The following is a 24,084-nucleotide window of genomic DNA, read 5'->3' as shown; positions in this document are numbered from 1 at the left end:
GCGATGGCAACCAGCGATGAGCTGCACAAGCGCCGGGTCGAGGCGGTGGCGCGGGGCGTGGGCAGCACCATTCCCGCGTACGTGGACCGGGCGGGCGGCGGCACGATCACCGACGTGGACGGGCGGGAGTGGATCGACTTCGCCGCCGGCATCGCCGTCACCAACGTGGGCAACTCCGCCCCGCGGGTGGTCGAGGCGGTGCGCGCGCAGGTCGAGCGGTTCACCCACACCTGCTTCATGGTCGCGCCGTACGAGTCGTACGTGGCGGTCTGCGAGCAGCTCAACGCGCTCACCCCGGGCGGCTTCGAGAAGCGCTCGGCGTTGTTCAACTCCGGCGCCGAGGCGGTGGAGAACGCGGTGAAGATCGCCCGGCACGCCACCGGGCGACCCGCGGTGGTGGTGTTCGACCACGCGTACCACGGCCGGACCAACCTGACCATGGCGCTGACCGCGAAGAACATGCCGTACAAGCACCGGTTCGGGCCGTTCGCCGGTGAGGTCTACCGGGTGCCGATGTCGTACCCGCTGCGCGACGGCGGGCTCGACGGCGCCACCGCTGCGGCCCGGTCGATCGAGATGATCGAGAAGCAGGTGGGCGCGGAGAACGTGGCCGCGCTGCTGATCGAGCCGATCCAGGGCGAGGGCGGCTTCGTCGTACCCGCTGAGGGTTTCCTGCCGGCGTTGCGCGAGTGGGCGACGGCGGCCGGGGTGGTGTTCGTCGCCGACGAGATCCAGACCGGTTTCTGCCGCACCGGCGACTGGTTCGCCTGCGAGCACGAGGGCGTCGAGCCGGACCTGGTCACGCTGGCCAAGGGCATCGCGGGCGGCCTGCCGCTGGCGGCGGTGACCGGCCGGGCGGAGCTGATGGACACGGTGCACGTCGGCGGTCTCGGCGGCACGTACGGCGGCAACCCGATCGCCTGCGCCGCCGCGCTCGCGTCGATCGAGACGATGCGGGAGCTGGACCTGGCCGCCGCCGCGCGCCGGATCGGCGCCGTGATGGGTGAGCGGCTGCGCGCGATCGCCGCCGGTGACCCGCGCGTGGCAGAGGTACGCGGCCGCGGCGCGATGCTCGCCGTGGAGATCGTCCAGCCGGGCACGCTGACCCCTGATCCGGCCGCCACGGCGGCGATCTCGGCCGCCTGCCACGCGGCCGGGCTGCTCACGCTGACCTGCGGCACCTACAGCAACGTGCTGCGGTTCCTGCCTCCGCTGGTCATCTCCGACGACGAGCTGAGCCGGGGACTGGACATTCTGGCGGCCGCCTTCGGCTGACCCCGGACGTGGAACACCATGAGCCCGATCTCCCCCAGGACCGGCTCATGGTGTTCCATCCGGGAACTCAGCGGATCAGCTCGACGGTGTTGCGCCGGACCAGGTTCTTGCCGGGTTCCCGGATGGCGTCCATGGCCGCCGTGTTCAGCAGCACGCAACTGCCCGACGGCCCGGTGACGGTCACTGTCACCGCCTTGTTGTTGTCCAGGTTCGTCACCCGCAGCCGGGTGCCGAGCGGGAACTGGCCGCTGGTGGCGGCGGGTGCCCCGCCCTCGGCGAAGAACGTGAGCGCGCCGGAGCAGACGCTGCCGCCGATCGGCTGCGCCGCGCCCGGGCGGGTCTCACCCGGTTGCGCACCCGGTGCCGGGGCGCCGCCGCCGTCGAGGCGTTCCACCACGTTGCGGCGGATGACGTTCTTGCCCGGCTCGCGTACCAGGTCCATAGCAGCGGCGTTCAGCAGCACGCAGCTCCCGGACGGCCCGGTCACCGTCACCGTGGCCACCTTGCGGTTGTCCAAGTTCGTCACCCGCAGCCGGGTGCCCACCGGGAACCTGTCGCTGGTCGCGGCCGGCGGCCCGCCCTCGGCCGAGAAGGTCACCGACCCGGCGCAGACCGATCGCGCGGCCGGCGCGGTGTCCGCGAAACCGAGTCCGGTGCCCACCGAGACCGCCACCGTGGCGGTCACCGCCACAGTCGCCGCCAGCACGTGCTTGCGCTGCACCCTCACGTTCTCTCCCGTCGTCGCTGTCGTTCGACGCGTGGTACGGACGGGAGGGCCGGACCGTTCACCCGAATACGTTGACTACAACGGACCGTAACGGGTATGTGGCGCTCCGGTCATCAATGCCCAGTACCTGTCGCCGTAGGACCAGTGCCACCACTCCGTCGGGTAGTTCACCAGTCCCGCGCCACTCAGCGCCGCCACCAGCAGGTTCCGGTTGCGCCACGCGCTGACCGGGATGTGCCGTGCGGCGGTGAAGCAGGCGTCGGCGCTCTCCTCCGGGGTGGCGTCGAGCGCGGTGCCCATGTCCAGCTCCACCCCGTCGGCGTCACACAGGGTGAGGTCGACTGCTCCGCCGGTGCTGTGCGGGGCCACAGCGACCGGCGAGACGAACTTGGTGGTCTCCCGGTGCAGCCGGTCCGCCGGCCAGTCCGGGTGACGCCGGCGCAGTTCGTCCCGGTAGCCGGTGAAGATGTCCAGCTGCGCCCGGTACGGCCGGTACCCCTCGACCACGAGCAGGCACAGCCCGGCCGGCAGCGCGCGCTGCGCGGCCAGCAACCGGTCCGCGACCCCGCGCCGCACCCGGGCGTACGCCCCGGCGGGGTCGGCGGCCCGCCCGTCCACCCGCAGCCCGGGCACGTCGCGCAGGTCCACCAGGGGCTCGCCGTCGTCCCGGCTGGACACTGCGGCGACCCGGGGGTCGGAGAGCAGGATCACGGCGTACCCCCGGGCTGTTCGCGCGACGGCCGGGCCGCGTGCCGGGTGAAGGCGAGCGCGACGAGCCGGTCCACCACCTCGGGGTACGCGACACCGGACTCGGCCCACACCTTCGGGTACATCGAGTGCGCGGTGAAGCCGGGCAGCGTGTTCAGCTCGTTGACGAGCAGGTCGCCGGTGGCCTCGTCGTAGAGGAAGTCGACACGGGCCAGGCCCCAGCCGCCGATCGCGGTGAACGCCCGCACCGACAGCTCGCGGATCCGCTCGGTGACCTCGCCGGGTAGCAGCGCCGGGACGATCATCGGGTCGGCGTCGCCGAAGTACTTCTGCCGGTAGTCGAACCAGCCACCCGCGACTCGGACCTCGCCGACCGCCGACGCCTCCGGCTGCCAGCCGCCGAGCACGCCGCACTCCAGTTCCCGGCCGGTCACGCCCTGCTCGACGAGCACCACGTGGTCGTGCCGGAACGCCTCCTCCACGGCCGCGACCAGGTCGTCGCCGTCGGCGACCCGGGAGATGCCGATCGAGGAGCCCATCCGGGCCGGCTTGACGAACAGCGGCCCGCGCAGCCCGACCACCAGCTTCTCCGGGTCCGCCGCGGCCTGCCAGGTCGGCTCGTCGAACCAGACGTACGGCGTGGTCGGCACGTCCTCGGCCCGCAGCGCCCGCTTCATCGCCACCTTGTCCATGCCGACTGCGGAGGCGAGGATGCCGCACCCGACGTACGGCACGCCCAGCGACTCCAGCAGCCCCTGCACGACGCCGTCCTCGCCGTACGGGCCGTGCAGCACCGGGAACACCACGTCCAGCTCGGCGTGCACAGTGGCCGGGGCGTCGGCCGCGCCGACCGCGACGGTGCCGGCGGCTGCCCCGCGCCGCAGCTCCACCGCCTCGCCGGTGACCGGCAGCCGGTCGTCGATCGCCCGGCCGGCCGCCACGGTGCCGAGGTGCTGCGCGAGCACCGGCTCGGGCAGCAGCCGGATCCCGCCGGTACGGGTGATACCGAGCGCCACCACCCGGTGCCCCTGCTGCGCCAGGGCGCGGGCCACGCCGAGCGCCGAGGCGCAGGAGACCTCGTGTTCCGCCGACGGGCCTCCGTACAGGACACCGATCCGCACTGTCGACCTCATGCCGCAACTCCCACAGTCATCGGGTCGCCCGCCAGCCGGGCCACCACTTCCGCTTCCACGTTTCCGCCGGTCAGCACCACGCCGACCGTCAGTCGCCGCCCGCCGTCCGACGGCCGGGCTTCGGTCCCGCCGCCGCTGGGACGCGCCATCTCGCCCAGCCGCAACGCGCCGGCCAGCGCGGCCGCGCCGGACGGCTCGACGAGCACCTTGAGGTCCAGCAGGAGCAGCCGGAACGCCTCGACGATCGCGTCGTCGTCGACAAGGACCACCCCCCGCACCGCGGTCCGGGCCACCGCGAACGGCAGGTCACCGACGCAGCCGGGACGGAGTCCGTCGGCCAGGCTCGGCGCCGGGGCGACGGGTGTGGGCCGTCCGGCGGCCAGGCTGCGCGCGAGCGAGTCGCACCCGACCGGCTCCACGCCGTACACCTGGATCGGCGTTCCGGCCGCGGCCAGGCAGGCCCCGGCGATGCCGCCACCCCCGCCCACCGGCACCACGAGCGCGTCCAGCGGAGTGCCGCGCCGCGCCGCCTCCTCGATCAGTTCCAGGCTCGCGCTGCCCTGCCCGGCCACCACGTCCGGGTGGTCGTACGCGTCGACGAGCGGATGGCCCTCCACCTCGGCGATCCGCCGGGCGACGGCCAGACGCTCCTCCACAGTGGTGCCGGCCCGCACCACCCGTGCCCCGGCCGCCCGTGCCCGGTCCACCTTGACCGGCGCGGCGTCCACCGGCAGCACGACAGTGGCGGCGACACCGTGCCGGCGGGCGGCGAGCGCGACCGCTACCGCGTGGTTGCCGGTGCTCTGCGCGACCACACCGGTGTGCCCGGCGGCGGCGAGCCGGCCCACCGCCAGCATCGCGCCGCGCATCTTGTACGAGCCGCCGTCCTGGAGGTTCTCCGCCTTGAGCAGGACGCGGGTGCCGGCCAGGCGGTCGATCGCCGGGCTGTGCAGCACCGGGGTACGCACCACCCGGCCGGACAGCGCGCGGGCGGCCTCCTCGACACGTGTGCGGTCCGGCAGCACCGGCGCGTCGGTTCGGGGCATGGTCTCTCCTTCGGGATTCGAGTGGACGCGGCGGCGCGGCAGGTCGAACAGCCGGCGCGCGCCGAGCGCGGTGAGGCCGCGGTGCGCGGCGAGGCTCAGTGCCAGTACGAGCGCGGTGAGCAGGACCGGGTAGACGGTCACGAGCAGCGCCCGGGCCGGCCCGGGCAGGCCGGCCACGGGTGTGGCGAGGAGCCGGTCCAGCAGCGCCAGCACCGGCATGTGGATCACGTAGACGGGGAGGGTGCGGCGGCCCAGCCGGGCCAGTGCCGGACCGGCCAGGCGGTACCGGGCCAGCCGGGCGGCGGCGGTCAGCCCGAACGCCACCGCGAGCACGGAGACGAGCAGGTACACGCCGGGCCACCTCTGCGCACCGGCGAACGCCATGACGGCCAGCGCGACCGCGTACGCCGCGCCGGTACCGGCGAGCCGCCGGGTGCTCGCGCCGTCCGCCCACCGCGTGAGGTACGGCCGCAGGTGCACCCCGGCCAGGAAGAACACCAGGTTCTGGTAGACCTGCCCCCGGTTGCCGGGGCTGTCCAGCAGCCCGGTGGCGGCCATCGCGGACAGCGCGCCCGCAGCGGTCAGCAGCACCGCCGGATGGACCCGGCGCAGTGCCTTCGCGATCACGAAGTAGAGCGCCAGCGCGTACAGGTACCACAGGTTCGAGGGCGTCACGGTGAGCTGGGCCAGCAGTTCACCGCTGTCGGTGGCCCGGTCGGTCGGGAATCCGGGCGCCAGCGCCAGCAGCGCGGTGTGGATCAGCAGCCAGATCGCGTACAGGTAGAGGTTCCGGGCGATCCGGGGCCGCCCGGCCACCCGCCACGGGCGGGCCACCGCGTTCGCCGCGAAGATGCCGGAGATCGCGAAGAACAACGGCATCCGTAGCGGCAGCAACTGCTCGCCGAGCAGCCCCCACGCACCCGGCACCGGCAGGCCGACCCGCCAGTCGACACGCAGGTAGTCCTTGACGACGACGTGCCACAGCACCACGAGCACGATGCAGGCGCCCTTCGCCACGTCGGCCCAGGCCACCCGACCGCCGGGCGGCGCGTTCCCCTCGGTACCTGTCGGCACTGCGGTCTCCTCTCCGGCCGTCTGCGGATGGGAGGCGGCGCCGCCGGTCCCGTCCTCGGGCAGGTGTCATCGCGGGACGCCGCGACGGCGGCTCCCGGAGTCGTGTGTGTGGTGGTCAGCCCACGGGAGGCAGGTGGACGTCGACCCGCAGGCCGCCGTCCTCACCCGATCGGGCGGCGATGATGCCGCCGTGCGCCTGGGTGATGGAGCGGGCGATGGCCAGGCCGAGCCCGGCGCCGCCGCCCTGGTTGGTCCGGTCCCGGGCGAGGCGCCGGAACGGCTCGAACAGCCCGTCGACCGCCTCGGTGGGGACGTTCTGGCCGCTGTTGGTGACCGTCAGCGCGGGATCGCCGCCGACAGTGACGACGAGCCGGCCGCCCTCGCGGTTGTACTTGATGCCGTTCTCCACCAGGTTCGTGACAAGGCGTTCCAGCAGCACCCGCTCACCGGTCACGATCCGGGGCGACAGCCGGGACTCCACCGTCACGCCCGCCTCGGCGGCCCGGTCGGCGTACGCGGCCAGCACGCCGCTGACGATCTGTTCGAGGCGTTGCGGGGTGGAGGACCGTAGGCCCTGGTCGCTCTCGCTGAGCGCGAGCAGCCCTTCGATCAGCCGCTCGTTGCGTTCGTTCGTGGCGAGCAGTTGGGCGGTCAGCAGTTCCAGTTGCTCGCCGGTCAGCGACTGGGCCATGCCGACCTCGATCAGGGTGCGTTGCACCGCGAGCGGCGTACGGAGTTCGTGCGAGGCGTTCGCGGCGAACCGCCGCTGCCCCTCGTATCCGGCGGTGACCCGGTCCAGCATCGCGTCGATCGCGCGGGCGAGCCCGGCCAGCTCGTCCCGGCCGCGATGCCGGATGCGGTAACCGAGGTTCTGCGGGCCCAGGTTCGCCATCGGGGCGGCCAGGTCGCGCACCGGGCGCAGGCACCAGCGGGCCGCGCCCCACACCGCGAATCCGGCGGCCACCAGCACCAGCAGTTGGACCAGCAGCGGCAACAGCGGGACGAACGGGCGGCCCGGTTCGCACACCGCGCCGATGGTGGCCAGGCCGCAGAACCACTGGGCCTGCCCCCACACCAGTTCGAGCAGCGACTTGACCATGTTGGGCACGAAGAACCCGGCCAGCAGGGCGAGCAGCCCAACCAGCAGGATGCGGCGACGGGGGCTCATTCCGGCTCGCCGATCCGGTAGCCGGCCTTCGGCACGGTGTGGATGACCGACGGCTGGCCGAGCTTCTTGCGCAGGGTCATCACCGTCACCCGGACCGCGTTGGTGAACGGGTCGGCGAACTCGTCCCACGCCTGTTCCAGCAGCTCCTCGGCGCTGACCACCCGGCCGCCGGCCCGCATCAGCACGTGCAGGACGGCGAACTCCTTCGGGCTCAGCCCGAGCGGGCTGCCGTCCCGGGTCGCGGTGTGCCGGGCCACGTCGAGCACCACGCCGTGCCGTTCCAGCACCGGCGGCAGCGCCGGGGTGGACCGGCGGCCCAGCGCCTGCACCCGCGCCACCAGCTCGGCGAACGCGAACGGCTTGGTCAGGTAGTCGTCGGCGCCCAGCCCGAGGCCGGCGACCCGGTCGCGGATGCCGGCGGCGGCGGTGAGCAGCAGCACACGGGTGCCGGCGTCGGACCCGGCCAGGCTCCGGCACACCTCGTCGCCGGTGGCGCCGGGCATGTCCCGGTCCAGCACCGCCACGTCGTACCGGTTCACCCCGATCCGTTCCAGCGCGCCGTCCCCGTCGTAGCAGACGTCGACAGCCATGGAGAACCGTCGCAACCCCTCGGCGACCGTGTCCGCCAAGAGCCGCTCGTCGTCCGCCACCAGCACCCGCACCGTTGCGCTCCCCCGTGTCTTCCCTCGTCGTCCGGCACACCTTCGCAGGCCGGAGTTAAGGGTTCCGTAAGCGTCCGCAGCAGCCATCCTCCACGCGGGCCACGCTGCGACAACCGCCACAGGGCCGTCTGGGCCGTTCGTCCGGTCCGCAGCCGACGCGAGCACCGCTCAAGTGACCCGGATCACGCATTGGCGCTCCGGGGTGAGGTGGGTCACGATGGGTGGAAGGAGGCGCTGGTGGCTGACCCGTGGCTCGCCCTGGAGTTCGGCGCGGATCCGGTGGAGCGGATCGCGCAGATCGGTGCCGCCCACGAGGCGTTCCTCACCGCGGGGACCACAGGCGGTGTCCGAGAGGTGGTCGCCCGCTCCTGGGAGCGGTCCGCGCTGCTCGACCCGGAGACCACCGCGCCGGTCGACCTCGCCGACGACGCGCTGAAGAGCTACCGCGCCGCGCACCCGCTCGCCCGGGTGATGCCGCTCTTCCGCGACCTGCTCGGCGGCATCGCGCAGGACGGCGCGCACCTGATGGCGGTCTGCGACGCCGCCGGGCGGCTGCTCTGGGTGGAGGGCCACCCCGGGGTGCTGCGGCACGCCGAGCGGATGAACTTCGTACCGGGCGCCCGCTGGGACGAGGCGCACGCCGGCACGAACGCTCCCGGCACCGCCCTCGCCGTCGACCACGGCGTGCAGATCTTCGCCACCGAGCACTTCGTCCGGCCGGTGCAGCGCTGGACCTGCGCCGCCGCGCCGATCCACGACCCCGCCAGCGGCGCGCTGCTCGGCGCCGTCGACATCACCGGCGGGGACCACCTGGCCAACCCGCAGAGCCTCGCCCTGGTGCGGGCCACCGCCCGGGCCGCCGAGGCGTTCCTGGCCGGCGCCGCGCCCGCCGCGCCGGACGTGGCGTACGTGTCGGCGCTCGGCCGGGACGAGGCGGAGCTGCGCGTCGGCGGCCGGCGCATCCGGCTCGGCCGGCGGCACAGCGAACTGCTGGTACTACTCGTCGACCATCCCGAGGGCCGCACCGGGGAACAGCTCGGCCTCGACCTCTACGGCGACGACAGGCGGCACCCCGTCACACTGCGCGCCGAACTGTCCCGGCTGCGCCGCGTGCTCGGCGACGAACTGCTCGACTCCCGCCCGTACCGGCTGCGGCCGGCCGTGCGCGCCGATTTCCGTACCGTCACCGAACTGCTGGAACGTGGCGATCCGGCGGCGGCGCTGCGCGCGTACCCCGGGCCCCTGCTGCCCCTGTCGGACGCGCCGGGAGTGGCGCGGCTGCGCCGCCTGGTCGACGGCCAGTTGCGCGCCGCCGTGCTGGCCGGCGCCGACCCGGGGCTGCTCGCGGCCTGGACCGCGACGGCGGCCGGGGCCGACGACCTGGCCGCGTGGCAGGCCCTGGCCCGGGCGTTGCCGCCGGGCGCGCCCCGCCGGCCGCTCGCGCTCGCGCGGGCCCGTCAGCTCGCCGAGGAGTACGCGCTGCCGCGCGCAACGTTCCTGCAACGTCCCGGAAACTAGCCTGCCCGCCATCCACCCCAGACGGACGGCGGAGGTACCCATGACGCGCTACGACGCCCCCACCCACTGGCAGTCCCGTTACGACCACTACATCGGCGGCGAGTACGTGAAGCCGCACGGTGGGAAGTACTTCGAGAACCCGACCCCGGTGACCGGGCAGACCTTCTGCGAGGTGGCCCGGGGCACCGCCGAGGACGTGGAGAAGGCGCTCGACGCGGCGCACGGCGCGGCCGACGCGTGGGGCCGCACCTCGGTCGCCGAACGCTCGCTGATCCTCAACCGGATCGCCGACCGGATGCAGGACAACCTGGAGTCCCTGGCGATCGCCGAGACGTGGGAGAACGGCAAGCCGGTACGCGAGACGCTCGCCGCCGACATCCCGCTCGCGATCGACCACTTCCGCTACTTCGCCGGGGCGATCCGGGCGCAGGAGGGCTCGCTCGGCGAACTCGACGACGACACGGTCGCCTACCACTTCCACGAGCCGCTCGGTGTGGTCGGGCAGATAATCCCGTGGAACTTCCCGATCCTCATGGCGGTGTGGAAGCTCGCCCCGGCGCTCGCCGCCGGCAACGCGGTGGTGCTCAAGCCGGCCGAGCAGACGCCCGCGTCGATCCACTACCTGCTCTCGCTGATCGGCGACCTGCTGCCGCCCGGCGTGATCAACGTGGTGAACGGCTTCGGCGTCGAGGCGGGCAAGCCGCTGGCCTCCTCGCCGCGGGTGGCGAAGGTGGCGTTCACCGGCGAGACCACCACCGGGCGGCTGATCATGCAGTACGCCAGCGAGAACATCAAGCCGGTCACGCTGGAGCTGGGCGGCAAGAGCCCGAACATCTTCTTCGACGACGTCAGCGCCGCCTCCGACGACTTCCTGGACAAGGCCCTGGAAGGCTTCACCATGTTCGCGCTCAATCAGGGCGAGGTGTGCACCTGCCCGTCCCGGGCGCTCATCCAGCAGGGCCACTACTCGGACTTCCTCGCCGCCGCCGTCGAGCGGACGAAGGCGGTCAAGCAGGGGCACCCGCTGGACACCGACACGATGGTCGGCGCGCAGGCCTCCAACGACCAGCTCGAGAAGATCTTGTCCTACCTGGACATCGGCCGGCAGGAGGGCGCTCGCGTCCTCACCGGCGGTGAGCGGTCGGACCTCGGCGGCGAACTCTCCGGCGGCTACTACGTCCAGCCGACCATCTTCGAGGGCGACAACTCGATGCGGATCTTCCAGGAGGAGATCTTCGGCCCGGTCGTGTCGGTGACCTCCTTCGCCGACCTGGACGACGCCGTGAAGATCGCCAACGACACGCTGTACGGGCTCGGCGCGGGCGTGTGGACCCGGGACCTGAACACCGCGTACCGGGCCGGGCGGGCGATCCAGGCCGGCCGGGTGTGGACGAACTGCTACCACGCCTACCCGGCGCACGCGGCGTTCGGCGGCTACAAGCAGTCCGGCATCGGCCGGGAGAACCACAAGATGATGCTGGAGCACTACCAGCAGACCAAGAACCTCCTGGTCAGCTACTCGCCGAAGAAGCTGGGCTTCTTCTGATGGGTGACACCGTGACAGTGACCTCCGCGGCGGCCGACCTGATCCGGTCGCTGCGGGGGCAGCACGGCCCGCTGATGTTCCACCAGTCCGGCGGCTGCTGCGACGGCAGCGCCCCGATGTGCTACCCGGCCGGTGAGTTCCGCACCGGCGGCTCGGACGTGCTGCTCGCCTCGCTGGCTGTCGACGGCGTGCCCGAGCCGGTGGAGTTCTGGATGTCGAAGGCCCAGTGGGAGCTGTGGCGGCACACCCGGCTCACTGTCGACGTGGTGCCCGGCCGGGGCAGCGGCTTCTCCCTGGAGGCGCCGGAGGGCGTCCGCTTCCTCATCCGGTCCCACCTGAACCGCTGATCTGTCCGAGATCTTGCAGCTCGCGGGCATCGCGGCGGTGGGATGCTGACGCCGTCCACTTCGGAGAACGCGTCCCACCACCGCTCGAGTCGCTACCGGGTCGCGTCCGCCACCGCCCGACAGGAGACCGCCCATGCACCCGGTCCGACAGCCAGTGCTCGCCGCCGGCCTCACCGCCCTGGCCACCGCCGCCACGCTCGGGCTCGCACCCGGCGCCGCCGTCGCCGCCCCGGCGGCCTCCCCCAGCATCTCCGTCAACTGGTTCGGCACGGCCGACGCGCGGGCGCACACCGCCACCGTCGGTGGCCGGTTCGACTGCGGCGCGGAGCGCGGCCTCGCGTACATCGAGGTGCACCTCGACCAGCGGGTCCGGCGCGGCTCGGTCACCGGCTTCGGATTCGGCGTGATCGGCGCGTGCACCGACGAGCGCACCGCCGGCACCTGGACCGCAACCATCCCCGCCGACCAGGGCAGATTCCGTCCCGGCCGGGCAACGACGATCGCCCGCCTGGTGATCGAGCCCAACTCGATTACCGAAACCACCGAGCCCGTACGCCTGCGCCCCCGCTGCGCCCACCCCTGACCGCGTCGGCGGCCTCCGGTCAGGCGATCTGCCGGAGGTCGTCGCCGTAGTCGAAGATGATCCGCAGCCGGGCGCCGAGGGCGTTGGCGTACCGGCTCAGCGTGGCCACCTCGTTGACGTCGAGGTCGCCGTTCTCGATCTGGCTGACCCGGCCCGGCGTGACCCCCATGATCTCGGCTACCTGCCGCTGGGTGAGCCCCAGCCGCTTGCGCTCCTCGGCCAGGTGGAACGCGCTCACCCACGCGTCGGTCCGGGCGCGCTCCGCCTCGTACGCCTCGTCGTCACCGCCGAGTTCGGCGCGGACCTCGTCCCAGTGATAGAACTCCGTCACGACTCCCCCCTTCGCTCGCGCTCGCTGTCGAGCCAAGCCTTGTAGGCAACCTCCGCCGCCGGAATGTGCTGCCGGTACCAGCGGGTCCAGTTGCCCGCCTTGTTGCCGGCGACCAGAAGGACCGCCTGCGACCAGGGATCGAAGACGAACAGCACCCGGATAGCCACGTCCCGACCGGAGCGGGGCCGCAACTCCTTCAGATTACGGAGACTGCTTCCACGCAGCGTGTCCACGAGCGGGCGACCTAGCCCCGGCCCCACCTCGGCCAGCTTGTCCACCGCCACCCGGACGCTCTCATACGACGCCGGGTCGTGGTCCCGCAGGTCGCGCAGCCAGTGCCGGACCTCTCCGGTGACCCGGACCGACCAGCGCTTCCCGTCCGCACCCATGCTCCAACCATAGCCCGAGCTAAACATCGCCGACTACCAGTCAGCGACCATCCAGGAGCGGCTGGGTGGGGTTCCACGGGGTTCCGGTCTCGGCGTCGTGGCGGCGGCGGGCTATCGCTGAGAGCGCCTCCAGCACCACCCGGTTGCCCAGGTACGCGGTGATGTCGGCGTGGTCGTACGGCGGGGCGACCTCGACCACGTCCAGCCCGACCACAGGCAGCTCGTAACAGACCCGGCGCACCGCGTCGAGTAGTTGCCGGGAGGTGAACCCGCCCGGCTCGGGTGTGCCGGTGCCCGGTGCCATGCCCGGGTCGACCACGTCCACGTCGACCGAGAGGAACACGCCCTCGCACTCGTCGGTCGCGATGCCGAACGCCTCGGTCAGGCAGGCGTCCAGCCCGCGCGCCACGATCTCGGTCATCTCGTACGAGCGCATCCGCTGCTCCGCCATCCACGCCAGCGTGTCCGCGCCGGGCCAGTAGCCGCGCAGCCCGATCTGGAGGAAGCGGTCGCCGCGTACCGCGCCGGACTCGATGAGCCGGCGCATCGGCTGGCCGTGGCCGTGCAGCGAACCGAACTCGACGTCGCCGGTGTCGGCGTGCGCGTCGAAGTGCACGAGCGACACCCGGCCGAGCCCGTGGTGCCGGGCCACGCCTGTGGCGTCCGGCAGCGCGATGGAGTGGTCGCCGCCGAGCACCACCGGGATCGCCCCGGCCGAGGCGACCGCGTGCACGGCGGTCTCCAGCGCGGCGAGCGAGCGCTCGATGTCGCCGCCGAACATCTCCACGTCCCCGGCGTCGTAGACGCACAGGTCCTTCAGCCCGTCCACGCGCAGCGCCAGCGACGGACGGGAACCGTCGTGCGGCAGGTAGCAGGCCTGCCGGATGGCGGACGGCCCGAACCGGGTGCCCGGCCGGTGCGAGGTGCCGCCGTCGAACGGCGCGCCGATGATCACCACGTCCGCGTCGGCGTACGTGACCGGCTCCTCGACGGTGCACGGCGGCACACCGAGGAACGTGATGTCGGGACCGTACATCGGGCCGTACCGGGTCATCGTTCCTCCATCCCCCACGGCGAACCGTAGCCGGTGAGCAGGTCGAGGAAGGGGGTCGGCGGGAACGCCTCCGGCCCGAGCACGCCCGTGCCGGACCAGGCGCCGGTGGCGAGCAGTTCCAGCGCGACGACCGGGTTGACGGCGGTCTGCCAGACCACCGCCTGGTGGCCGTACTCGGCCATCGACCACTCGTTGTCGACCACGTGGTAGAGGTAGACGCGGCGCGGCCGCCCGTCGGGGCCGGTGCCGGTGACGTACGTACCGGCGCACGTCTTGCCGCTCATCCGGTCGCCGAGCGTGGCCGGGTCGGGCAGCGCGGCGGCCACCAGGTCGCGCGGCGACACCTCGACGCCGCGTACGCGCACCGGCTGGGTCGAGTCCAGTCCGAGCTTGTGCAGCGTGCGGAGCACCTCGATGAACTCGGCGCCGAGGCCGTACTTGAAGGTGACCCGCTTCGCCGGCACCCAGCGCGGGATGAGCAGCACCTCCTCGTGCTCGACGTTGACGCACTCGACCGGGCCGATCCCGGCCGGGAAGTCGAACACCTCCGGCTCGCTGAACGGTTCGGTGGTGAACCAGCCGCGCCCGGCCTCCCAGATCACCGGCGGGTTGAGGCACTCCTCGATGGTGGTCCAGATGGAGAACGAGGGCGCGAACTCGTAGCCGGCGACTGTGAGGTTCGCGCCGTCGCGTACCCCGATCTCGTCGATCTCGGCGAAGAGTTCGTCGGCGGCGTAGCGGGCGAAGACGTCCGACAGGCCCGGTTCGACGCCGATGCCGCACAGCGCGAGCCGCCCGGCGGCGGCCCACCGCTCCGCGACGGCGAACTGCTCGTCGCCGAGCTTGACCCCGGTCTCGGCGTAGGGGCGCTCGGGGTGCGGCCGGGACAGCGACATCGCCATGTCCAGGTAGTCGGCCCCGGCGGCGAACGCGCCGTCGAAGATCGGCATGACGAAGCGCGGGTCGACCGCGTTCAGCACGTGCGTGATCCGGTGTTCCCGGCACAGCGCGGCCACCGCGTCGGCGGAGGACGCGTCGACTGTGGCGGCCACGAACCGGTCGCCGAGCCCGGCGACGGCCCGCGCCGCACGCGCCGGATCGTGGTCGGCGACCACCATGAGCTCGAAGAAGGTACGGCGGGCGGCAATGGATACGGCGGCGGAGCCGACGCCACCGGCGCCGACGAGGAGGATACGCATCAGGAGTCGAACCCCAGTCCAAGACGGTCGAGAGTACGGAGCCAGAGGTTGCGCCGGCCGTCGCGCGCGTCGGCGCGGGCGAGCGACCAGCGGGTGAGGTTGATGCCCACGGACCGGGCCGGTTCCGGCGGGAACGGCAGCGGCTTGCGGCGCACCAGGTCGAGCCGGGTCAGCGGGGTGTCGGTGCCGGAGAGCAGGTCGAGCGTGACGCGGGCGCCGAACCGGGTCGCGCCGACGCCGAGCCCGGTGAACCCGGCCGCGTACGCCAGGCGTCCTTCGTACGCGGTGCCGAAGAACGCGCAGAACCGGGTGCACGTGTCGATGACGCCACCCCAGCGGTGGCTGAAGCGCACATCGGCGAGCTGCGGGAACGTCGTGAAGAAGTGCGAGGCGAGCGTGGTGAAGGTGGCCTCGCGCTGCTCCAGCGCGGGCGCCACCCGGTTGCCGTAGTGGTAGATCGCGTCGTAGCCGCCGAACAGGATCCGGTTGTCGGCGGTGAGCCGGTAGTAGTGGAACTGGTTGCCGGTGTCGGCGAGCCCTTGCCGGTTCCGCCAGCCGATCGCGTCGCGCTGCGCTTCGGTCAGCGGCTCGGTCATCAGCGCGTAGTCGTAGACCGGCACGATCCAGGAGCGCAGCCGACGCAGCAGCGGCGGGAACGCGTTCGTGGCCAGCACGACCTGCCGCGCCCGTACCGTGCCGGGCGCCGCTTCCGCGCCGCCCGCAGTGGTGGCCCGTATCCCGGCGCCGTCGCCGGCCAGGCCGGTGACGCGGGTGTGCTCGTGCATGCGTACGCCCAGGTCGAGCGCGGCGCGGCGCAGTCCCCAGGCGAGCTTCGCCGGGTCGAGCAGGGCCACCCGGTCGCGATCCCACATCCCGCCCAGGTACGTCGGCGACGCCACCTCGGCGCGTACCTCGTCGCGGTCGAGCAGCCGCACGTCGTGGCCGTACCGGCGGGCCAGCTCGGCGTCGGCGGCGAGCCCGTCGAGCTGGTACGGCTCGACCGCCACCGCCAGTTCCCCGGTGCGTTCGAAGTCGCAGTCGATGTCGTACTTCGCCACGGTGGCGCCGATGGCGTCCAGGTTCTCCCGGCCCAGCCGTTCCAGCTCGCCGATCTCGCCGGGGAACCGCTCGACGCCGTTGGCGAGCCCGTGGGTCAGCGACGCGGCGCAGAACCCGCCGTTGCGCCCGGACGCCGCCCAGCCGCACGTGCCCGCGTCGACGAGCAGGACGTCGCGGTCCGGGTCGGCCTCCTTCGCGAGCAGCGCGGTCCACAGTCCGGCGTACCCGCCGCCGACCACGAGCAGGTCGGCGGTGTGCGTCCCGGACAGCGGCGGCAGCGGGTCGGGCCGCTCCGGGCGGTCCAGCCAGTACGACACGGGCGCGGCGTCGGCCAGCGCCCGGCCGGTATGCGGGAGTGTCATGGCTTGCCCGCCGGTGTGGCGACCACCGCGAGAGCGGCCCGGCGTGCCCGCCGCCCGCGCAGCGAGGTGGCCCCGACGAGCAGCAACGCGATCACGAACATGGCCGTGCCGATCACGTTGACCTGCGGCGGGATGCCGCGCTGGGAGGCGCCCCAGACGTACATGGGGAACGTGACAGTGGTGCCGGCGTTGAAGTTCGTGATGATGAAGTCGTCGAAGCTGAGCGAGAACGCCAGCAGCGCGGCGGCCACGATGCCGGGCAGCACGAGTGGCAGCGTGATCCGGCGGAACGTCTGCCACTCGCTGGCGTACAGGTCCATCGCGGCTTCCTCCAGCCGCCGGTCCATGCCGGAGAGCCGGGCTTTCACGGTGACCACGACGAACGACACGCAGAACATGACGTGCGCGATGACGATGGTCCAGAAGCCCTGCGGCACCCCGGCGGCGACGAAGAGGGCGAGCAGCGAGGTGCCCATCACCAGTTCCGGGGTGGCCATCGGCAGGAAGATCAGCCCGTTGAGCCCGGAGCGGCCGCGGAAGCTGTGCCGGACCAGCGCGAACGCCATCAGCGTGCCGAGGAGCGTGGAGACGACTGTGGCGATGAGGCCGATCTGCATGCTGCGCACCACGGCGTCGCACATGTCCGAGGTGGCGCAGGGCTGCTTCCAGTTGTCGAGCGTGAACTCGTTGAAGTCGTAGGAGAGCCGGCTTGAGGGCCGGTTGAAGGACAGACCGGCGACCACCATGATCGGCAGCGTCAGGTAGCCGAGGACCAGCAGTGCCACGCCCATCACCCACCGGTCGGCGAGCCAGCGCCGCATCAGAGCACCTCCTCCGTGCCGGCCTTACGCAGGTAGACGAAGACGATCGCCAGGATCGCGGCCATCAGCAGGAACGACAGCGCCGCGCCCTGCGGATAATCCAGCCGGACCAGGAACGCCGAGTCGATGACGTTGCCGATCATGTACTCGTTCGGCGTACCGAGCAGCTCGGCGTTGATGTAGTCACCGGTGGCCGGGATGAAGAACAGCAGCGTGCCGGCGATCAGGCCGGGCATCGACAGCGGCAGCGTCACCTTGGCGAACGCGCGCAGCGGGCTCGCGTACAGGTCGCTCGCCGCTTCCAGCAGCCGGGGATCGAGCCGCTCCAGGCTCGCGTACAGCGGCAGCACCAGGAACGGCAGGAAGTTGTACGTCAGACCGAGCACCACGGCGATCGGCGTGGCCAGCAGCCGGCCGTCCGGTCCGAGCAGGTGCACGTCGCGCAGCAGCCCGACCAGCGCGCCGTTGTCCGACAGGATGGTCTTCCAGGCCAGCGTGCGCACCAGGAAGCTGGTGAACATCGGCGCGACCACGGCGACCAGCAGCAGGTTCTTCCACCGGCCGGCCTTCTGCGCGATCGCGTACGCCAGCGGGTAGCCCATCAGCAGCGCGAGCACCAGCGCGATGGCCGAGTAGAGGAACGACCGGGAGAACTGCGGCCAGTACGCCTGCAACGCGTCCGGGTAGTTGCTGAACGCCCAGGTCATGGCGTACCCGGTGGAGAGCGAGCCGGCCGGGTCGTAGAGGCTGGCCGAGGCGAGCTGCACCAGCGGGAGTGCGAAGAAGACGAACAGCCAGACCGCGCCGGGCAGCAGCAACAGGTACGGCAGGAGCCGGTTGCGCCCGCGCCGCACCGGCGGCGGCGCCGGTTTCCCGGCGGAGGTCGGTACGTGGGCCAGCGCGCTCATGCCGCCACTCCGCCAATTCGCTCGCTCATGCCGACGCACCCACCGGCGGCTCGTCGAGCAGCGGCGTGGTCTGGTCGTCCGCACCGGCGGCCCGGGGCAGCAGGAACGCGTGCCGCGGATCCCAGTGCGCGGTCACCGTCGTGCCGACCGCCAACTGACCGCCCAGCCCGCTGTTCGCGGCGAACGCGGTCAGCTCGCTGCCCCACGCGGTGCGCACCAGGTACTGGGTGCTCACCCCGACGTAGGAGGCGTCGGTGACCACACCGTCGACGTGCTGGTGCCCGGCCGGCACCCGGTCCGGGCTCTCGACCAGGTGCAGCTTCTCCGGACGTACGCCGAGGAAGGCCGGACCGTCGGTGAGCCGGGACCGGCCGGCGGGCACCGAGAAGCGCGAGCCGTGCGCCGTGACCAGCACGTCGTCGGCGGCGCGCCCGCCGGCTTCGGCGGCGAGCAGGTTGGACTGGCCGAGGAAGTTCGCCACGAACGCGGTGGCCGGGTACTCGTAGATGTCGGCGGGCGCGCCGAGCTGCTCGATCCGGCCGGCGTTCATCACCGCGACCGTGTCGGCCATCGTCATGGCCTCCTCCTGGTCGTGGGTGACGTGCACGAACGTGATGCCGACCTCGGTCTGGATCCGTTTCAGCTCGATCTGCATCTGCCGGCGCAGCTTGAGGTCGAGCGCGCCGAGCGGCTCGTCGAGCAGCAGCACCTGCGGGTGGTTGATGAGCGCCCGGGCCAGCGCGACGCGCTGCTGCTGGCCGCCGGAGAGCTGGGCCGGGCGGCGTCGGCCGTACCCTTCGAGCTGCACCAGCGCGAGCATCTGCTCCACCTGGTCGCTCACCTTGCGGATGCCGCGGCGGCGCAGCCCGAACGCCACGTTCTCGTGGATGTCCAGGTGCGGGAAGAGCGCGTAGCTCTGGAACACCGTGTTGACCGGCCGCTTGTACGGCCGCAGCCCGGCGATGTCCTGCTCGCCGAGCAGCACCTGCCCGCTGGTCGGCTGCTCCAGCCCGGCGATCATCCGCAGTGTGGTGGTCTTGCCGCAGCCGGACGCGCCGAGCAGGGCGAAGAACGAGCCCTGCGGGATGGTGAGGGTGAGGTCGTCAACGGCGGTGAAGACGCCGAACCGCTTGGTCAGGTCGACCAGGCGCAGGTCGCCGGCCGGGGTCTGCTGCCCCTTCACGCGCCGATCACCTGCTGGAACTTGGTCTCGTACTCCTTCTCCTGCGCCTCGTCGAGCGCCATGAAGACCTTGGCTTTGGAGAGCATCGAGTCGTCCGGGAAGATCAGCGGGTTGCTCGCCAGGTCCGGGTCGATCTTCTCCATCTCGGCCTGCGCGCCCTGCACCGGGCAGATGTAGTTGACGTACGCGGCCAGCTTCGCCGCCACCGCCGGGTCGTAGTAGTGGTTCATCAACGCCTCGGCGTTGGCCTTGTGGGTGGCCTTGTTCGGCACCAGCATGTTGTCCGACCAGAGCATCACGCCGGACTCCGGCACCACGAACTTGATCTTCTCGTCGTCGAAGCCGAGCTGGACCACGTCGCCGGACCAGCCGATGCACGCGGCGATGTCGCCCTTGGCCAGGTCGGGCGCGTAGTCGTTGCCGGTGAACCGCCGGATCTGTTTGCTGTCCACGGCCTTCTTCAGCTTGTTCAGCGCGTCGTCGAACTGGGCCGCGGTGAACTTGGCCGGGTCGTGGCCGAGCGACTGGAGCAGCAGGCCGATGGTGTCGCGCATCTCCGACAGCACAGTCACCTTGCCCTTGAGATCGGGGCGGGTGAGCAGCTCGTCGACGGTGCGGATCTCCTTGGTGACGTTGGCGTTGTACGCGAGCCCGGCCAGGCCGGACTGCCACGGGACGGCGAGCTGGGTCTCGGCGTCGAAGGAGCGCCCGCGCAGCGACTGCAGCAGGTTCGCCTCGACGTTCGGCATCTTCGACTTGTCCAGCTTCTGGACCCAGCCGAGGCGGATCACCCGGGCGGCCATCCAGTCGGTGAGCACCATGATGTCCCGGCCGGTGCTCTGACATCCGGCGAGCTGGTTGCGTACCTTGCCGAAGAACTCGTTGTTGTCGTTGACGTCCTCGGTGTACGTCACCTGGATACCGGTGGCGGCGACGAACGCGTCGAGCGTGGGGCGCTTGGACTCGTCCTTCTCGTCGGTGTCCATGTACTGCGGCCAGTTCGAGAAGGCGACCTTCTTCTCGGTGGCGGACAGATCCTCGCTCTTGCATCCGGCTTCGGTCTGCTGGGCGCCCTTGGTCCCGCAGCCGGCCAGGGTGCCCGCAGTGGCGAGCAGCGCGGCCGAGCCGAGGGTCCCGGTGAGCAGACCACGCCGGGTGAGGGGCCGGAGGGGACTACGCATGTGACGACTCCTTGGGGGGCATCGTCGGCGGCGGGACGGGGGCGGCGCGCCGGCGGGAGGGTCAGTGGCGATGGACGACTGATCCTGACATGAGAAAACGTCTCTCACAAGGGATTCCGTTGCCGGAATAGCCAGTCGCCACGAAATACGCCAGACTGCGCGGGGCACTACGCTCAACACCGAGAACCGGACACGAGGAGCGTCGATGGTCAACCGACACCAGGAGAACGGAAACGGCGGCCGTCGCATCACTGTGCGTGACGGCGCAAACCACGCTCTGCTCGATGACGTGGCCAAGCAGATCATCGAGCAGCTCCAGGAGGACGGGCGCCGCCCGTACGCGAGCATCGGCAAGGCGGTCGGCCTCTCCGAGGCGGCGGTACGCCAGCGGGTGCAGCGGCTGCTCGACGCGGGTGTCATGCAGATCGTCGCGGTCACCGATCCGCTCCAGCTCGGCTTCCCCCGCCAGGCCATGATCGGGCTGCGTACCGACGGCGACCTGGAATCCGTCGCCGACCGGCTGGCCGAGTTCGAGGAGATCGATTACGTGGTGATCACCGCCGGCTCGTTCGACCTGCTGGCGGAGGTGGTCTGCCGCAACGACGCGCACCTGCTGGAGATCCTGCAGAAGCTGCGCGGCGTGCCCGGGGTGCTCTCCACCGAGGCGTTCGTCTACCTGAAGCTGCGCAAGCAGACCTACAGCTGGGGCACCGCCTGATGCGGATTCCGTTGACAGCTCAGTGATATAGCGCTGAATCCGTCGCGCTTAAGCTTGTTCGCTTGCCTTATCGGCATCGCCTGTGGGATAACCGTGGGCAGAGCGGCCGGTGTCACCCCTGACCGGCCCGAGACCCGATGGGGCTGACATGGCCAACGCCACCGACCATCTCTGGATGCACTTCACCCGCATGGCGAGCTACCCCGCCGGCGAGGTTCCGACAATCGTCCGGGGCGAGGGCGCGTACGTCTGGGACGCGCAGGGCCGCCGCTACCTGGACGGGCTGGCCGGGCTGTTCGTGGTGAACGCCGGTCACGGCCGCGCCGAGCTGGCCGAGGCCGCCGCCAAGCAGGCCGGCGAGCTGGCCTACTTCCCGCTCTGGTCGTACGCCCACCCGAAGGCCGTCGAGCTGGCCGAGAAGATCGCCACGCTCACCCCTGGCGACCTGAACCGGGTCTTCTTCACCACCGGCGGCTCCGAGGCCGTCGAGGCGGCGTGGAAGCTGGCCCGGGCCTACTTCAAGCGCACCGGCAAGCCCACCAAGCACAAGGTGGTCAGCCGCTACATCGCCTACCACGGCACCTCGATGGGCGCGCTGTCGATCACCGGCCTGCCCGGCATCAAGACCGACTTCGAGCCGCTGGTTCCGGGTGGCATCAAGGTGCCGAACACCAACTTCTACCGGGCCCCCGAGCACGGCGACGACGCCGAGGCGTTCGGCCGCTGGGCCGCCGAGGAGATCGGCCGGGCGATCGAGCGGGAGGGGCCGGAGACGGTCGCCGCCGTCTTCCTGGAGCCGGTGCAGAACTCCGGCGGCTGCTTCCCGCCGCCGCCCGGCTACTTCGAGCGGGTACGCGAGATCTGCGACGCGTACGACGTGCTGCTCGTCAGCGACGAGGTGATCTGCTCCTGGGGCCGGCTCGGCGAGTACTTCGGCGCCGTCCGCTACGGCTACCAGCCGGACATCATCACCACCGCCAAGGGCATCACCTCCGGCTACGCCCCGCTCGGCGCGATGATCGCCAGCGAGCGGCTGATGGAGCCGTTCCTCACCGAGACCGGCATGTTCGCGCACGGCGTGACGTTCGGCGGCCACCCGGTCTCCTGCGCGGTCGCGCTGGCCAACCTGGAGGTGTTCGCCCGGGAGGACCTGATCGGGCACGTCCGGGCGAACGAGGGCGCGTTCCGGTCCACCCTGGAGAAGCTGCACGACCTGCCGATCGTCGGCGACGTCCGGGGCGACGGCTACTTCTACGGCATCGAGCTCGTCAAGGACAAGACGACCCGGGAGACGTTCGACGAGGCCGAGTCCGAGCGGCTGCTGCGCGGCTTCCTGTCCACAGCGCTGTTCGACGCCGGGCTCTACTGCCGGGCCGACGACCGTGGCGACCCGGTGGTGCAGCTCGCCCCGCCGCTGATCGCCGACCAGCAGCACTTCGACGAGATCGAGCAGATCCTGCGCGCGGTGCTGACCGAGGCGTGGTCGCGGCTCTGACGCCGATGACGGGATACCAGCAGCTGTCGTACTGGCTGTCCAGCCTGGACGAGCCGCTGACGCCGCGACCCGGGTTGCCCGGCGACACGGACGCCGACGTGGCGATCGTGGGCGCCGGGTACACCGGGCTGTGGACGGCGTACTACCTGGCCGAGGCCGACCCCACGTTGCGCGTCGTCGTGCTGGAGCGGGAGATCGCCGGGTACGGCGCGTCGGGGCGCAACGGCGGCTGGTGCTCGGCGCTGTTCCCCACCTCGCTGCCGGCGCTGGCCCGACGCCACGGCCGGGACCGCGCGCTCGCCCTGCAACGGGCCATGCACGACACGGTCGGCGAGGTGGGGCGGGTCGCCGCCGCCGAGGGCATCGACTGCGACTGGCAGGCCGGCGGCACGGTGACGCTCGCCCGCAGTGAGGCCCAGCTTGAGCGGGCCCGCGCCGAGGTCGACCAGGCCCACGCGCACGGGCTCACCGACGACGACCTGACGCTGCTGGACGCCGCCGAGGCCGCCGCGCGGTGCGACGCCGAGGGGGTACGCGGCGGCACGTACACCCCGCACTGCGCCGCCGTGCACCCGGCGAAGCTGGTCCGGGGCCTGGCGCGGGCGGTGGAGCGCCGGGGCGTACGCATCCACGAGCGCACCCCGGTGACCGCGCTGCGGCCGGGCGCGGCGGTGACACCGGCGGGCGTGGTCCGGACGCCGGTGGTGGTCCGCGCGACCGAGGGCTACACGCCCGGGCTGCCCGGCCAGCGGCGCACAGTGGCGCCCGTCTACTCGCTGATGGTGGCCACCCCGCCGCTGCCCGACGAGACGTGGGCGCGGATCGGGCTGGCGGAGCGGGAGACGTTCTCCGACTACCGGCACGTCATCGTGTACGGCCAGCGCACCGCCGACGGCCGGCTCGCGTTCGGCGGGCGGGGCGCGCCCTACCACTACGCCTCCCGGGTGCGGCCGGGCTTCGACCGGGAGCCGCGGGTGTTCGCGGCGCTGCGCCGGACGCTCGGGGAACTGTTCCCGGTGCTCGGGCCGGACGTGCCGGTGACGCACGCCTGGGGCGGGCCGCTCGGGGTGGCCCGGGACTGGGCCGCGTCGGTGGGGCTGGACCGCCGTACCGGGCTGGCCTGGGCCGGCGGCTACGTCGGTGACGGCGTCGGCACCAGCAACCTCGCCGGGCGTACGCTCGCCGACCTGATCCGGGGCGTGGACAGCGACCTGACGGCGCTGCCCTGGGTGGGCCACCGCTCCCCGCGCTGGGAGCCGGAACCGCTGCGCTGGCTCGCCATGAACGCCGGCCTGAAGATCATGTCCTCAGCCGACCACACCGAGCACAGAACCCATCGCCCGTCCCGCCGAGCCGAGGCCTTCAACCGCTTCCTGGGCCACTGACCCCGGTGCGCCCGGGTTTCATGATCGACACCAGTCCGGGGTGGCGGTGGGGTCCGGGTGGGTTGGATGCGGCCACCTCGCCGTACTGGTGTTGATCTTCGCGGGGCCAAGTGCGATCGGCGTTCATGATCGACACCAGCACGGGGTGGTGGTGGGGTCCGGGTGGCCTGGATGGCGCCACTTCCCCGTACTGGTGTTGACCTCGGTCTGGC

General features: G+C 72.1%; 23 protein-coding genes. 8 read left to right on the top strand and 15 right to left on the bottom strand.

Annotated elements, in window-relative coordinates:
* Positions 1-3 precede the first annotated feature (3 nt).
* The gene (gene gabT / locus O7611_RS03100; protein WP_194798483.1) at positions 4-1,275 is read left to right on the top strand and encodes a 4-aminobutyrate--2-oxoglutarate transaminase; all 1,272 of its coding nucleotides are present in this window, start codon (positions 4-6) and stop codon (positions 1,273-1,275) included.
* 67 nt (positions 1,276-1,342) lie between these two features.
* Here the strand turns inward: gabT and O7611_RS03095 are convergent, their stop codons facing one another.
* From O7611_RS03095 to O7611_RS03070, 6 genes are all read right to left on the bottom strand, one after another.
* Positions 1,343-2,002, bottom strand: a complete 660-nt coding sequence (locus tag O7611_RS03095; RefSeq protein WP_269696165.1) for a hypothetical protein — start codon at positions 2,000-2,002, stop codon at positions 1,343-1,345.
* 75 nt (positions 2,003-2,077) lie between these two features.
* Positions 2,078-2,713 carry a M15 family metallopeptidase gene (locus O7611_RS03090; RefSeq protein WP_194798485.1) on the bottom strand — a complete coding sequence of 212 codons (636 nt, stop codon included), beginning with the start codon at positions 2,711-2,713 and terminating at the stop codon, positions 2,078-2,080.
* A complete protein-coding gene (locus O7611_RS03085; RefSeq protein WP_269696164.1) occupies positions 2,710-3,843 on the bottom strand; it encodes a D-alanine--D-alanine ligase family protein in 1,134 nt (377 codons plus the stop codon). Before O7611_RS03085 ends, O7611_RS03090 begins: the two co-directional genes overlap by 4 nt.
* Positions 3,840-5,963 (bottom strand): pyridoxal-phosphate dependent enzyme, encoded by a 2,124-nt coding sequence (locus tag O7611_RS03080; protein ID WP_269696163.1) that lies wholly within the window; start codon positions 5,961-5,963, stop codon positions 3,840-3,842. Before O7611_RS03080 ends, O7611_RS03085 begins: the two co-directional genes overlap by 4 nt.
* A 115-nt stretch (positions 5,964-6,078) precedes the next feature.
* Entirely contained in the window at positions 6,079-7,131 is a 1,053-nt protein-coding gene (locus tag O7611_RS03075) for a sensor histidine kinase (RefSeq protein WP_269696162.1), read from the bottom strand.
* Positions 7,128-7,793 carry a response regulator transcription factor gene (locus O7611_RS03070; protein WP_091418650.1) on the bottom strand — a complete coding sequence of 222 codons (666 nt, stop codon included), beginning with the start codon at positions 7,791-7,793 and terminating at the stop codon, positions 7,128-7,130. The genes O7611_RS03075 and O7611_RS03070 overlap by 4 nt, the downstream gene beginning before the upstream one ends.
* Before the next feature lie 237 nt (positions 7,794-8,030).
* On the opposite strand from O7611_RS03070, the gene O7611_RS03065 reads away from it, so the two are divergent.
* From O7611_RS03065 to O7611_RS03050, 4 genes are all read left to right on the top strand, one after another.
* A complete protein-coding gene (locus O7611_RS03065) occupies positions 8,031-9,311 on the top strand; it encodes a transcriptional regulator (RefSeq protein ID WP_194798489.1) in 1,281 nt (426 codons plus the stop codon).
* Between the two features lie 40 nt (positions 9,312-9,351).
* Positions 9,352-10,857: an aldehyde dehydrogenase gene (gene adh, locus O7611_RS03060; protein ID WP_194798490.1), complete on the top strand. Its 1,506-nt coding sequence runs from the start codon at positions 9,352-9,354 to the stop codon at positions 10,855-10,857.
* Entirely contained in the window at positions 10,857-11,204 is a 348-nt protein-coding gene (locus O7611_RS03055) for a DUF779 domain-containing protein (RefSeq protein ID WP_194798491.1), read from the top strand. The genes adh and O7611_RS03055 overlap by 1 nt, the downstream gene beginning before the upstream one ends.
* A gap of 133 nt (positions 11,205-11,337) precedes the next feature.
* Positions 11,338-11,787, top strand: a complete 450-nt coding sequence (locus O7611_RS03050) for a hypothetical protein (RefSeq protein ID WP_194798492.1) — start codon at positions 11,338-11,340, stop codon at positions 11,785-11,787.
* Positions 11,788-11,806: 19 nt separating this feature from the next.
* On the opposite strand, the gene O7611_RS03045 is transcribed toward O7611_RS03050, so the two are convergent.
* The 9 genes from O7611_RS03045 to O7611_RS03005 are packed head-to-tail and all read right to left on the bottom strand — an operon-like array spanning position 11,807 to position 20,274.
* Positions 11,807-12,118, bottom strand: a complete 312-nt coding sequence (locus tag O7611_RS03045) for a helix-turn-helix domain-containing protein (protein ID WP_013284175.1) — start codon at positions 12,116-12,118, stop codon at positions 11,807-11,809.
* On the bottom strand, positions 12,115-12,507 hold the full coding sequence (locus O7611_RS03040; protein WP_186461666.1) for a type II toxin-antitoxin system RelE/ParE family toxin: 393 nt from the start codon (positions 12,505-12,507) through the stop codon (positions 12,115-12,117). Before O7611_RS03040 ends, O7611_RS03045 begins: the two co-directional genes overlap by 4 nt.
* A 40-nt stretch (positions 12,508-12,547) precedes the next feature.
* The gene (gene speB / locus O7611_RS03035; RefSeq protein WP_269696161.1) at positions 12,548-13,561 is read right to left on the bottom strand and encodes an agmatinase; all 1,014 of its coding nucleotides are present in this window, start codon (positions 13,559-13,561) and stop codon (positions 12,548-12,550) included.
* Positions 13,558-14,760 carry a saccharopine dehydrogenase family protein gene (locus O7611_RS03030; RefSeq protein WP_194798494.1) on the bottom strand — a complete coding sequence of 401 codons (1,203 nt, stop codon included), beginning with the start codon at positions 14,758-14,760 and terminating at the stop codon, positions 13,558-13,560. The genes speB and O7611_RS03030 overlap by 4 nt, the downstream gene beginning before the upstream one ends.
* On the bottom strand, positions 14,760-16,181 hold the full coding sequence (locus tag O7611_RS03025) for an NAD(P)/FAD-dependent oxidoreductase (RefSeq protein ID WP_269696160.1): 1,422 nt from the start codon (positions 16,179-16,181) through the stop codon (positions 14,760-14,762). The genes O7611_RS03030 and O7611_RS03025 overlap by 1 nt, the downstream gene beginning before the upstream one ends.
* A complete protein-coding gene (locus tag O7611_RS03020; protein WP_043326456.1) occupies positions 16,178-17,002 on the bottom strand; it encodes an ABC transporter permease in 825 nt (274 codons plus the stop codon). The genes O7611_RS03025 and O7611_RS03020 overlap by 4 nt, the downstream gene beginning before the upstream one ends.
* A complete protein-coding gene (locus O7611_RS03015) occupies positions 17,002-17,910 on the bottom strand; it encodes an ABC transporter permease (RefSeq protein ID WP_194798496.1) in 909 nt (302 codons plus the stop codon). Before O7611_RS03015 ends, O7611_RS03020 begins: the two co-directional genes overlap by 1 nt.
* Before the next feature lie 25 nt (positions 17,911-17,935).
* Positions 17,936-19,093, bottom strand: coding sequence for an ABC transporter ATP-binding protein (locus O7611_RS03010; protein ID WP_269696159.1), 1,158 nt, complete (start codon positions 19,091-19,093; stop codon positions 17,936-17,938).
* Complete coding sequence (locus O7611_RS03005) at positions 19,090-20,274, bottom strand: polyamine ABC transporter substrate-binding protein (RefSeq protein ID WP_269696158.1); 1,185 nt, start codon at positions 20,272-20,274, stop codon at positions 19,090-19,092. The genes O7611_RS03010 and O7611_RS03005 overlap by 4 nt, the downstream gene beginning before the upstream one ends.
* 205 nt (positions 20,275-20,479) lie before the next feature.
* Between O7611_RS03005 and O7611_RS03000 the strand changes: the two genes are divergently transcribed.
* From O7611_RS03000 to O7611_RS02990, 3 genes are all read left to right on the top strand, one after another.
* Positions 20,480-20,992, top strand: a complete 513-nt coding sequence (locus O7611_RS03000; protein ID WP_194798499.1) for an Lrp/AsnC family transcriptional regulator — start codon at positions 20,480-20,482, stop codon at positions 20,990-20,992.
* 148 nt (positions 20,993-21,140) lie between these two features.
* The gene (locus tag O7611_RS02995; protein ID WP_194798500.1) at positions 21,141-22,487 is read left to right on the top strand and encodes an aspartate aminotransferase family protein; all 1,347 of its coding nucleotides are present in this window, start codon (positions 21,141-21,143) and stop codon (positions 22,485-22,487) included.
* Positions 22,488-22,492: 5 nt separating this feature from the next.
* The gene (locus O7611_RS02990) at positions 22,493-23,872 is read left to right on the top strand and encodes an NAD(P)/FAD-dependent oxidoreductase (protein WP_269696157.1); all 1,380 of its coding nucleotides are present in this window, start codon (positions 22,493-22,495) and stop codon (positions 23,870-23,872) included.
* Positions 23,873-24,084 lie beyond the last annotated feature (212 nt).

The organism is Micromonospora sp. WMMC273, from assembly GCF_027460285.1.
GTDB lineage: Bacteria > Actinomycetota > Actinomycetes > Mycobacteriales > Micromonosporaceae > Micromonospora > Micromonospora aurantiaca.
This window is presented reverse-complemented; position numbering and strand designations above follow the sequence as displayed.

What these genes read in the sequence shown, in the direction of transcription:
- O7611_RS03040 (WP_186461666.1), bottom strand. Translation starts at nt 12,507, where the DNA reads ATGGGTGCGGACGGGAAGCGCTGGTCGGTCCGGGTCACCGGAGAGGTC.
- adh (WP_194798490.1), top strand. Translation starts at nt 9,352, where the DNA reads ATGACGCGCTACGACGCCCCCACCCACTGGCAGTCCCGTTACGACCAC.
- O7611_RS03020 (WP_043326456.1), bottom strand. Translation starts at nt 17,002, where the DNA reads ATGCGGCGCTGGCTCGCCGACCGGTGGGTGATGGGCGTGGCACTGCTG.
- O7611_RS03025 (WP_269696160.1), bottom strand. Translation starts at nt 16,181, where the DNA reads ATGACACTCCCGCATACCGGCCGGGCGCTGGCCGACGCCGCGCCCGTG.
- gabT (WP_194798483.1), top strand. Translation starts at nt 4, where the DNA reads ATGGCAACCAGCGATGAGCTGCACAAGCGCCGGGTCGAGGCGGTGGCG.
- O7611_RS03075 (WP_269696162.1), bottom strand. Translation starts at nt 7,131, where the DNA reads ATGAGCCCCCGTCGCCGCATCCTGCTGGTTGGGCTGCTCGCCCTGCTG.
- O7611_RS03050 (WP_194798492.1), top strand. Translation starts at nt 11,338, where the DNA reads ATGCACCCGGTCCGACAGCCAGTGCTCGCCGCCGGCCTCACCGCCCTG.
- O7611_RS03030 (WP_194798494.1), bottom strand. Translation starts at nt 14,760, where the DNA reads ATGCGTATCCTCCTCGTCGGCGCCGGTGGCGTCGGCTCCGCCGCCGTA.
- O7611_RS03055 (WP_194798491.1), top strand. Translation starts at nt 10,857, where the DNA reads ATGGGTGACACCGTGACAGTGACCTCCGCGGCGGCCGACCTGATCCGG.
- O7611_RS02990 (WP_269696157.1), top strand. Translation starts at nt 22,493, where the DNA reads ATGACGGGATACCAGCAGCTGTCGTACTGGCTGTCCAGCCTGGACGAG.
- O7611_RS03085 (WP_269696164.1), bottom strand. Translation starts at nt 3,843, where the DNA reads ATGAGGTCGACAGTGCGGATCGGTGTCCTGTACGGAGGCCCGTCGGCG.
- O7611_RS03000 (WP_194798499.1), top strand. Translation starts at nt 20,480, where the DNA reads ATGGTCAACCGACACCAGGAGAACGGAAACGGCGGCCGTCGCATCACT.
- O7611_RS03005 (WP_269696158.1), bottom strand. Translation starts at nt 20,274, where the DNA reads ATGCGTAGTCCCCTCCGGCCCCTCACCCGGCGTGGTCTGCTCACCGGG.
- O7611_RS03015 (WP_194798496.1), bottom strand. Translation starts at nt 17,910, where the DNA reads ATGAGCGCGCTGGCCCACGTACCGACCTCCGCCGGGAAACCGGCGCCG.
- O7611_RS02995 (WP_194798500.1), top strand. Translation starts at nt 21,141, where the DNA reads ATGGCCAACGCCACCGACCATCTCTGGATGCACTTCACCCGCATGGCG.
- speB (WP_269696161.1), bottom strand. Translation starts at nt 13,561, where the DNA reads ATGACCCGGTACGGCCCGATGTACGGTCCCGACATCACGTTCCTCGGT.